A 9,630-nucleotide genomic window follows, 5' to 3' on the forward strand; every position below is an offset into this window, starting at 1 on the left:
GCGGGGTGGCAGGCGGCGCGGTTCAGGCCCGTCGCGCCACGCACGCCGCCAGGTGGTCGTCGACCAGTCCGCACGCCTGCATCAGCGCGTACGCCGTCGTCGGGCCGACGAAACGCAGGCCCCGCTTCTTCAGGGCCTTGGACAGTGCCGTGGACTCGGGTGTGACGGCGGGGACGTCGGCGAGCGTCTTCGGGACCGGGCGGCCGGCCGGGTCCGGGGCGTGCGACCAGATCAGCTCGTCCAGGTCACCCGGGGCCCACTCGGCCAGCACGCGCGCGTTGGCGAGGGTCGCGTCGATCTTGGCGCGGTTGCGGATGATCCCGGCATCGGCGAGCAGGCGCTCGCGGTCCCCGTCGGTGAAGGCCGCCACCTTGGCGATCTCGAAGTCCGCGAAGGCGGTGCGGAAGCCGGTGCGGCGGCGCAGGATGGTGATCCAGGACAGGCCGGACTGGAAGGCCTCCAGGCTGAGCCGTTCGTACAGGGCGTCGTCGCCGTGGACCGGGCGGCCCCACTCCTCGTCGTGGTAGGCCACGTAGTCCGCGGTGGACAGGGCCCAGGGGCAGCGCGGCGCGCCGTCCGGCCCCACGACGGCCTCTTTGGCGCTCACTGCTGCTCCTCCTGGGCCGGCTTGTCCATGGAGACGTGCGGGCGGGTGGCGGCGGCCCGGGCGCCGGCCAGCGCGGCCTCCAGGTCGGCGATGCGGGCGTCGCGCTCGGCCAGCTCGGCGCCGAGGCGGCCGAGGGCGTCGTCGACCTCCGCCATGCGGTAGCCGCGGACGACGAGCGGGAAGCGGAGCCGCTCCACGTCCGCGCGGCCCACCGGGCGGTCGGGGGGCAGGGGGTCCCTCAGCCGCTCCGGTGCGGCCTCGGGCAACGGCCCGCTGTCGCCGCCGCTCACCACGGCGAGCGTGACCGCGGTGACCACGACGGCCAGCGCGATGACGAGGAACAGGAACATGACCATCGCTGGGGCCCCCATGGTCGGTCTGGCGCGGCGATCGCGTGGGTTCGGCGGATCGCGTGGCTGGTTGGATCGGAGTCGGAGTCGGTTGTGTCGGGTCCGATCGTGCCATGCGAGTCTGACAGTCCGGGTCGCAGGCGGTCCAAGGCCGCTTCGAAGACTCGTGGGCCGGGTCGGTGGGCCGGTCCTCGGGACGGGTTCGTGAGCCCGGTTCACGGGCCTGGTCGCAGGCCTGGTTCACGGGCCTGGTCGCAGGCCTGGTTCACAGGCCTGACGCGTAGGCGGTTTCCAAGGCGAGAGTGGGACGTGAGGACGGTATGGGCGAGGAGATGTCACAGGGGATGCTCAGGCTGGGCAGGCGCGAGTTCGCGGCGCACGAGCCGGTGATCATGGCGATCGTGAACCGGACCCCGGACTCCTTCTACGACCAGGGGGCGACCTTCCGCGACGAGCCCGCCCTCGCGCGCGTGGAGCAGGCGGTCGCCGACGGCGCCGCGATCATCGACATCGGCGGGGTGAAGGCCGGGCCCGGGGACGAGGTCTCGGCGGCGGAGGAGGCACGGCGGACGGTGGGGTTCGTCGCGGAGGTGCGGCGGCGGTTCCCGGACGTCGTGATCAGCGTGGACACCTGGCGGCACGAGGTCGGCGAAGCCGTCTGCGAGGCGGGGGCGGACCTGCTGAACGACGCGTGGGGCGGCGTCGACCCGAAGCTCGCGGAGGTCGCCGCACGGTACGGGGTGGGGCTGGTGTGCACGCACGCGGGTGGCGCCGAGCCGCGGACGCGGCCGCACCGGGTGACGTACGACGACGTCATGGCCGACATCCTGAAGGTGACGCTGGGGCTGGCCGAGCGGGCGGTGGCGCTGGGGGTGCCGCGGGAGTCGGTGCTGATCGATCCCGGGCACGACTTCGGGAAGAACACGCGGCACAGCCTGGAGGCGACGCGGCGGCTCGGGGAGATGGTGGAGACGGGGTGGCCGGTGCTGGTGTCCCTGTCCAACAAGGACTTCGTCGGGGAGACGCTGGACCGGCCCGTGAAGGAGCGGGTGCTCGGGACGCTGGCGACGACGGCGGTGTCGGCGTGGCTGGGGGCGCGGGTGTACCGGGTGCACGAGGTGGCGGAGACGCGGCAGGTCCTGGACATGGTGGCCACGATCGCGGGCCACCGGGTCCCTGCGGTGACCCGGCGGGGGTTGGCGTAGGCGGGGCGCCGACTGCGGACCGGTGGGGCTGACGCCGGGTTCCTCGCCCCCGCACGCCTGCGTCCCGGTGGGGACCACGCGTCCCCTCCCCCGGGGCGGCAGACCCGGTGCCGGGCCGGTGGTCTCGGCCACCGGCCCGGCCCGAGCCGCGCGCTAGCGTCCCGCTTCCTTGGAGACCAGGGCCACCGCCTCCTCCACGTCGTCCGTGACGTGGAAGAGCAGCAGGTCCTTCTCCGCGGCCTTGCCCTGGGCCACCAGGGTGTCGCGGAGCCAGTTCACCAGGCCGCCCCAGTACTCGGACCCGAACAGGACGATGGGGAAGCGGGTCACCTTCTGGGTCTGGACCAGGGTGAGGGCCTCGAAGAGTTCGTCGAGGGTGCCGAGGCCGCCGGGCAGGACGACGAAGCCCTGCGCGTACTTCACGAACATCATCTTGCGGACGAAGAAGTACCGGAAGTTCAGGCCGATGTCGACGTACGGGTTGAGCCCCTGCTCGAAGGGCAGCTCGATGCCGAGGCCGACCGACGTGCCCTTCGCCTCCAGGGCGCCCTTGTTGGCCGCCTCCATGGCCCCCGGCCCACCGCCGGTGATGACCGCGAAGCCCGCCTCCACCAGGCCGCGGCCCAGCCGCACGCCCGCCTCGTACTCCGGCGAGTCCACCGCCGTACGGGCGGAGCCGAAGACGCTGATCGCGGGCGGGAGTTCGGCGAGCGTGCCGAAGCCCTCGATGAACTCCGACTGGATGCGCAGGACGCGCCAGGGGTCGGTGTGGACCCAGTCCGTCGGAGCACGCTCGTCCAGCAGACGCTGGTCCGTGGTGCTCTCCTGGACCTGGCCCCGCCTCCGGAGGACAGGGCCCAGGCGCTGCTCCTCCGGTGGCCGCTTCTTGCCCTCGGGGTTGCCGGTGGCCATGCGCGCTCCCTCCGTTTGCGGGTCTTTCCACCTCAGCGTAGATCTACGCGGGTTACGTACGGGGGACCTCAGCATGTCCGGAACGCTGCGGCGCAAACCCCCCGCGGATCAGGCGGTCAGCCAGGACCGCAGGCGCTCCTCGCCCGCGAGGATCTTCTTCACCTCGACCCGTTCGTCCCGCTTGTGCGCCAAGTGCGGGTTGCCGGGGCCGTAGTTGACCGCCGGGACGCCGAGCGCCGAGAAGCGGGACACGTCGGTCCAGCCGTACTTGGGCTGCGGGGTGCCGCCCACCGCCTCGATGAAGGCCGCCGCGGCCGGGTGGGACAGGCCCGGCAGCGCCGCACCGCTGTGGTCGTCGACGACGAACTCCGCCACCCCGCAGTCCGCGAAGACCTCGCGGACGTGGGCGAGCGCTTCCTGAGGGCTGCGGTCCGGGGCGTAGCGGAAGTTGACGGTGACCACGCACTCGTCGGGGATGACGTTGCCCGCCACCCCGCCCGTGATGCCGACCGCGTTGAGGCCCTCGCGGTACTCCAGGCCGTCGATGACCGGGTGGCGCGGCTCATAGGCGGCCAGGCGGGCGAGGATCGGGGCGGCGGCGTGGATGGCGTTGGAACCCATCCAGCTCCGTGCGGAGTGGGCTCGCTCGCCCGCCGTCCGCAGCAGCACCCGCAGCGTGCCCTGGCAGCCGCCCTCCACCTGGCCGTCCGACGGTTCGAGGAGCACCGCGAAGTCGCCCTCCAGCCACTCGGGGTGTGCCTCGGCGACGTGCTTCAGGCCGTTCAGCTCCGCGGCGACCTCCTCGTTGTCGTAGAAGACGAAGGTCAGGTCGCGGTTGGGGGCCGGGACCGTCGCCGCGATGCGCAGCTGGACCGCGACGCCCGCCTTCATGTCGCAGGTGCCGCAGCCCCACAGCACCCCGTCCTCGTCCAGCCGTGAGGGGACGTTGTCGGCGATCGGGACCGTGTCGATGTGGCCGGCCAGGATCACGCGCTCCGCGCGGCCGAGGTTCGTACGGGCGACGACGTTGTTGCCGTACCGCTCGACCGACAGGTGGGGCAGGGCGCGCAGGGAGCTCTCGATCGCGTCCGCCAACGGCTCCTCGGTGCCGCTCTCGGAGGGGAAGTCGACGAGCCGCGCGGTGAGCTCTGCGGCGTCCAGCGTGAGGTCAAGCGGGGTATCGGCCATGGCTCCGACCCTAACGCCCTGCCCTTTCGCCCTGCCCTTTCGGGCACCATGCGGACCTGGCGTACACCCGGCATTACCCTCCAGTACCTTGTACGCGTGCTTCAGCCGTCACCACCCCGCAAACGCCGTGGCCGCCTCCTCCGTTCCGGGGCGGCCTCGGTGGTCCTGCTCGCGGTCGCCGGTTACCTGGCGGTGCAGTACGTCACCGGGGGCGCGGGCGCGCCGGGGTGCAAGGTGGTCTCGGACGAGGACCCCGGGGTGGTCTACGGGTTCACGCCGGAGCAGGCGGTGAACGCGGCGACGATCACCGCGGTGGGCACCGCGCGCAACCTGCCGGAGCAGGCGGTGACGATCGCGCTGGCGACCGCGTTGCAGGAGTCGGCGCTGCGCAATCTCGACCACGGCGACCGGGACTCGCTCGGCCTGTTCCAGCAGCGGCCCTCGCAGGGCTGGGGCACGCCGAAGGAGATCATGGACCCGGCGTACTCGGCGGGCGTGTTCTACGACCGTCTGGTCGAGGTGCCCGGCTACAAGGGCCTGCCCCTGACCGTCGCCGCCCAGCGCGTGCAGCGCGTGCAGCGCAGCGGCTTCCCCCAGGCGTACGCCAAGCACGAACCGGACGCCAGGCTGCTCGCCACCGCGCTGACCGGACGGTCCGCGGCGACGCTGACCTGCGACGGACGCCCCGGCGCGACGGGGCTGGAGGGGCCGGAGGCGGTACGCGCGGCGCTCGTACGGGACTTCGGGCGCGCCGTGCTCCAGCCGGCCGGCGCGGAGGTCTCCTCGAGGCCCACCCCCTCAACGGCCGCGAGCGCCGCGGGCGGCTGGGACGGACGGACCGTGTCGCTGCCCGTGACCGCCGGCACCGGCTCGGGCACGTCGGACGCTGCGGGGCGGCGTGGCTGGCAGCTGGCGCACTGGGCGGTGGCCAACGCCTCCTCGCTCCGCATCGAACGGGTCTCCTACGCCGGCCGGGTGTGGACCGCGGGCAACACCGACAGCAAGTGGTACCCGACGGGCGCGAGCGGCGCCCGGAACGCGGAGCGGGACACGCGATCGGTCCGGATCACGTCAGCGCGGTAGCGCTCGGCAGTACGAGCCGTCACCCCTGCGGGTGTCCGTGCCGGTGTCGGACCGAGGCGATGCGCAGGGGTCGCGCCGCTGCCCTCGCCTCGGCCGGTGCCTGGGAAAACAAGAGCTGAAAGGATTTGGCGGACCTTCCCGGCCGACATCCTTTTGCCCGTTTTTCTGTGGACCTGATAATGCGATGCATTACCAACTCTTTACGTTGGGCCGCCGCAACCTTCCGGGCCTTCGAGCGGTAGTCACTGCGTCCGGGCCCGGTCGACCACTCGCCGGGCGCGGTCGGATTCCTCGTTCCGCACTGCTGATTTCCGTCGAAGGAGCATCATGTCCCTCCCCCTGTCCCGCCGGATCGCCCGTGCCGCGCTGCTCGTCGCCGCGGGAGCGGCTGCCGGGGTCGGTGCGGCCGGCTCCGCCGGCGCGGCCCCGGTACAGCCGGCCACCCCGAACCTCGGGGGACTGACCGCCCTGGACGGGGCGAACGTCGGCGACACCGCCGGGTCCACGGCCCAGAACGTCACCGAGACCGCGGGCGACACCGGCGGCAAGACCGTCAAGAAGGCCGTGCCGGCCGCGGGCAGGACCGGTGGCACGGTCGTCAAGAAGGCCACGCCCGCGGCGCAGAAGGGCGCCGGCGACGTGGCGGGCTCCGCCGGGGACATCGTCGGCGACACCGCGCAGACCGCCACGAAGGGCGGGCTGCCGACGGGCACGCTGGGCGAGGGGGCGCTGCCGCTGCGCTGAGCACCCGGCCGGTACGGCGACGGGGTCCGGGGTGGGTTCCCGGGCCCCGTCGCCCTTGTGTGCCCACGTCGGCGCGGGATGGTGTGGGCTACGGCGCAACGGCGCACCGCAGCCGGGCCGTCAGGCCGTCAGGCGTTCCACCGCCGCGCGGACGCGCTCGTCCGTCGCGGTGAGGGCGACGCGGACGAAGTTCTCGCCGGCCCGGCCGTAGAAGTCGCCCGGGGCCACGAGGATGCCGCGCTCGGCCAGATGGGCCACCGTGTCCCAGCAGGACTCGTCGCGGGTGGCCCAGAGGTAGAGGCTGGCCTCGCTGTGCTCGATGCGGAAGCCGTGGCCGAGCAGGGCCTCGCGCAGGGCCGCGCGGCGGGCCGCGTAGCGCTCGCGCTGGACGCGGACGTGCTCGTCGTCGCCGAGGGCCGCCACCACGGCCGCCTGCGTCGGTGCCGACGTCATCATGCCGCCGTGCTTGCGGATCTCCAGCAGGGGGCCCAGGACGGCCGGGTCGCCCGCCAGGAAGGCCGCCCGGTAGCCCGCGAGGTTGGAGCGCTTGGAGAGGGAGTGGACGGCGACCAGGCCGTCGTACGAGCCCCCGTTGACGTCCGGGTGCAGGACGGAGACCGGGTCGGCCTCCCAGCCCAGCTCCAGGTAGCACTCGTCGGAGACGACGAGGACGCCGTGCTCGCGGGCCCAGCCGACGATCCGGGCCAGGTCGGCCTTGGACAGGACCCGGCCCGTGGGGTTGGACGGCGAGTTCAGCCAGAGCAGCTTCAGGCCCGCCGGGTCCAGCTCGGTCGGGTCGTCGTACACCTCGTACTCCGCACGGGCCAGACGCGCGCCGACCTCGTACGTCGGGTAGGCGAGGCGCGGGAAGGCCACCCGGTCGCCGGGGCCGAGGCCCAGCTGGGTCGGGAGCCAGGCGACGAGTTCCTTGGAGCCGACGATCGGCAGGACGTGGCGGTGGGTGACGTCCCGGGCGCCGAGGCGGCGCCCGACCCAGCCGGTGATCGCGTCGCGCAGTGCCGGGGTGCCCCAGACGGTCGGGTAGCCCGGGGAGTCCGCCGCGTCGATCAGGGCCTTCTGGATCAGCTCGGGGACCGGGTCGACCGGGGTGCCGACGGAGAGGTCGACGATGCCGTCGGGGTGCGCGGCGGCCGTCTTCTTGTACGGCTCCAGCTTGTCCCAGGGGAAGGTGGGCAAGCGGTCGGAGACTGCGGACACGGTTACTGGCTCACTTTCGTCGGTACGGCAGGGACCCGGCAAACGCCTCGGTCCCGTACGGCGCCGATCGGGAGCGATCAGGCCGTACGGGACCGAGGCGGCGCGGCGCGGCGCGGGCCGCTGCTACTGGTTCTGCGGCGGCAGCGCGCTGATGAAGGGGTGGTCGCGCTCGATCAGACCCAGCTTGCTGGCACCGCCGGGCGAGCCGAGCTCGTCGAAGAACTCGACGTTCGCCTTGTAGTAGTCCTTCCACTCCTCCGGAGTGTCGTCCTCGTAGAAGATCGCCTCGACCGGGCAGACCGGCTCACAGGCACCACAGTCGACGCATTCGTCCGGGTGGATGTACAAGGACCGCTGGCCCTCGTAGATGCAGTCGACCGGGCACTCCTCGATGCACGCCTTGTCCTTCACGTCGACACAAGGCTGCGCGATGACGTAGGTCACGCTGTCGTTCCTCCTCGATTGGGCGCTGGCGGGCCTCCTCAGGCTCCGCCGCCTGGCGCGCGGGAGCGCGGCGTCGTCGATGCCCGCCTCTAGTATCTCCGTTCTGGGGCACGATCCGAACAGGAGGGGTGGACCGACCCGTGGAAATCTCTGCCGCTGGACGCCTTGAGGTCCGTATCACCACCGCTGACGTGGGCAAACGGGTCTCAGTGCGACGCTTGAGCGAACCTTGTGCCGCGGACAAGAGGTTCACCGACACGGTCGGTGTTCTCACATCATGGGACGACGGTGTGCTGCTGATCACACGGAAGAGCGGCGAGACCGTTCGCGTCCCGGAATCCGCGCTGGTCGCGGGGAAGGTGGTGCCGTCCGCTCCGGCGCGTCGGCGCGGCCCCGCGGCCTCCTACGAGGAACTGGCGCGCGTCGCCTCGCGGGCCTGGCGGCCGGTGGAGAGCGAGCGGCTCGGTGGGTGGGAGCTGCGGGCGGCTTCCGGTTTCACGCGGCGGGCGAACTCCGTACTCCCGCTCGGCGACCCGGGGCTGCCGCTCGACGAGGCGCTGACCGCCGTACGACGCTGGTACGGCGAGCGCGGCCTGCCCGCGTACGTCCAGACCGCCACCGGGGCCGAGGGCACGCAGGAGCTGCTGTGCGCGGGGCTGGAGCGGCGGGGCTGGGTGCGGGAGGTGACGGCCGAGCTGTGGATCGGCGCCCTGGCACCGGTCGCCGACCGGGCGGAGGGGACCGGGGTGGTCCTGTCCCGGGAGGCGGACGAGGCGTGGCTGACGCGGTACCAGCGCAAGGGCGTGAGCGAGGTGGCCCTGCGGGTGCTGGCCGCCGGGCCGTCGGTGTGGTTCGCGACGGTGCCGGGCACGGACGCGGACGCCCCGGCGGCGATCGGGCGGTGTGTCGTGGACGGGCGGTGGGCCTCCTTCGCGGCCGTCGAGGTCGACCCCGCGCAGCGGCGGCGGGGGCTGGCGACCGCCGTGATGGCCGCGCTGGCCCGGCGGGCGCTCGACGAGGGCGCGTCGGCGGCATGGCTCCAGGTGGAGACGGACAACGCGGGGGCGCGGGCGCTGTACGCGGGGATGGGCTTCGCGGCGCATCACGCGTACCACCACTACCGCGCGCCCGAAAGCGCCGGTGCGGCCGGTAAGCGATCGCCGTGAGAGGGCACGAGCCAGGTATGCGTCACCTCCCCCGTCCCCCGTCGTCCGAGCGCTCCGCCGAGGTGCGGAGGCGGTTCGCCGAAGAGGCGCGGTCCGAGCGGCCCGACCTGTCGACGCTGTGCCTGCTGCTGGGCGCGGAGGCGGACGGGGCGCTGGACGAGGCGGGTCTGGACGCCGCGCAGATGGAGCTCGACCGGCTGGCCGGACAGCTCCCGTTCCGGCCGGGTACGCCGCGGGCCTGGGCGGCGGCGGTGCGGGACCTGCTCGGCGGGCGGTACGGGTTCCACGGGGGCGCGGCGGACTACCAGCGGCTGGAGTCGTCGTTGCTGCACGAGGTGCTGCGGCGCCGGCGCGGGCTGCCGATCATGCTGTCGGTGGTGTGGCTGGAGGTGGCCCGGCGGGCGGGGGCCCCGGTGTACGGGGTCGCGTTGCCGGGGCATTTCGTCGTCGGGTTCGGGCCGGAGTTCGGGCCGGAGGAGGAGCGGGTGCTCGCCGATCCGTTCGACGCGGGCCGGGTGCTCAGCGGGAACGACGCGGAGGTGCTGGTCGCCGGGGCGACGGGGGCGGGGTTGCATCCGTCGATGCTCGAGCCGGCGATGTCGGCCAGGGTGACCGTGCAGACCGACGCGGCGCACTCCATTCAGATGAGCCCGGAGAAGTCGCTGTGGAAGTTCCTCAGGGTCACGGCCATCGACGGCAAGCTCGTCGACAAG

General features: G+C 73.2%; 11 protein-coding genes. 5 read left to right on the top strand and 6 right to left on the bottom strand.

Annotation, left to right across the window (positions count from 1 at the left end):
- Nucleotides 1-22: 22 nt before the first annotated feature.
- Nucleotides 23-607: a DNA-3-methyladenine glycosylase I gene (locus RM812_RS16230; RefSeq protein WP_311573260.1), complete on the bottom strand. Its 585-nt coding sequence runs from the start codon at nt 605-607 to the stop codon at nt 23-25.
- The gene (locus RM812_RS16235; RefSeq protein ID WP_311573261.1) at nt 604-963 is read right to left on the bottom strand and encodes a DivIVA domain-containing protein; all 360 of its coding nucleotides are present in this window, start codon (nt 961-963) and stop codon (nt 604-606) included. The genes RM812_RS16230 and RM812_RS16235 overlap by 4 nt, the downstream gene beginning before the upstream one ends.
- 338 nt (nt 964-1,301) lie before the next feature.
- On the opposite strand from RM812_RS16235, the gene folP reads away from it, so the two are divergent.
- The gene (gene folP, locus RM812_RS16240) at nt 1,302-2,162 is read left to right on the top strand and encodes a dihydropteroate synthase (RefSeq protein ID WP_311573273.1); all 861 of its coding nucleotides are present in this window, start codon (nt 1,302-1,304) and stop codon (nt 2,160-2,162) included.
- 153 nt (nt 2,163-2,315) lie between these two features.
- On the opposite strand, the gene RM812_RS16245 is transcribed toward folP, so the two are convergent.
- Together RM812_RS16245 and dapE are read right to left on the bottom strand one after the other, a co-directional pair.
- Complete coding sequence (locus RM812_RS16245; RefSeq protein ID WP_311573262.1) at nt 2,316-3,074, bottom strand: LOG family protein; 759 nt, start codon at nt 3,072-3,074, stop codon at nt 2,316-2,318.
- Nucleotides 3,075-3,182: 108 nt separating this feature from the next.
- On the bottom strand, nt 3,183-4,262 hold the full coding sequence (gene dapE, locus RM812_RS16250; RefSeq protein ID WP_311573263.1) for a succinyl-diaminopimelate desuccinylase: 1,080 nt from the start codon (nt 4,260-4,262) through the stop codon (nt 3,183-3,185).
- A gap of 96 nt (nt 4,263-4,358) precedes the next feature.
- Here dapE and RM812_RS16255 point away from each other — a divergent pair, with 96 nt between their 5' ends.
- Together RM812_RS16255 and RM812_RS16260 are read left to right on the top strand one after the other, a co-directional pair.
- The gene (locus RM812_RS16255; RefSeq protein ID WP_449657842.1) at nt 4,359-5,345 is read left to right on the top strand and encodes a heavy metal transporter; all 987 of its coding nucleotides are present in this window, start codon (nt 4,359-4,361) and stop codon (nt 5,343-5,345) included.
- 327 nt (nt 5,346-5,672) lie between these two features.
- Nucleotides 5,673-6,089 carry an ATP-binding protein gene (locus RM812_RS16260; protein WP_311573264.1) on the top strand — a complete coding sequence of 139 codons (417 nt, stop codon included), beginning with the start codon at nt 5,673-5,675 and terminating at the stop codon, nt 6,087-6,089.
- Between the two features lie 120 nt (nt 6,090-6,209).
- On the opposite strand, the gene RM812_RS16265 is transcribed toward RM812_RS16260, so the two are convergent.
- Together RM812_RS16265 and fdxA are read right to left on the bottom strand one after the other, a co-directional pair.
- A complete protein-coding gene (locus RM812_RS16265; RefSeq protein ID WP_311573265.1) occupies nt 6,210-7,307 on the bottom strand; it encodes a bifunctional succinyldiaminopimelate transaminase/glutamate-prephenate aminotransferase in 1,098 nt (365 codons plus the stop codon).
- A 123-nt stretch (nt 7,308-7,430) separates the two neighbouring features.
- Nucleotides 7,431-7,751 (bottom strand): ferredoxin, encoded by a 321-nt coding sequence (gene fdxA / locus RM812_RS16270; protein WP_053136647.1) that lies wholly within the window; start codon nt 7,749-7,751, stop codon nt 7,431-7,433.
- A 140-nt stretch (nt 7,752-7,891) separates the two neighbouring features.
- Here fdxA and RM812_RS16275 point away from each other — a divergent pair, with 140 nt between their 5' ends.
- Nucleotides 7,892-8,917, top strand: a complete 1,026-nt coding sequence (locus RM812_RS16275; protein WP_311573266.1) for a GNAT family N-acetyltransferase — start codon at nt 7,892-7,894, stop codon at nt 8,915-8,917.
- 17 nt (nt 8,918-8,934) lie between these two features.
- On the top strand, nt 8,935-9,630 hold a 696-nt coding region (locus tag RM812_RS16280), incomplete at its 3' end, for a transglutaminase-like domain-containing protein (protein WP_311573267.1).

Origin of the sequence: Streptomyces lancefieldiae (assembly GCF_031845825.1) — a bacterium.
In the GTDB taxonomy this organism is placed as follows: domain Bacteria; phylum Actinomycetota; class Actinomycetes; order Streptomycetales; family Streptomycetaceae; genus Streptomyces; species Streptomyces lancefieldiae.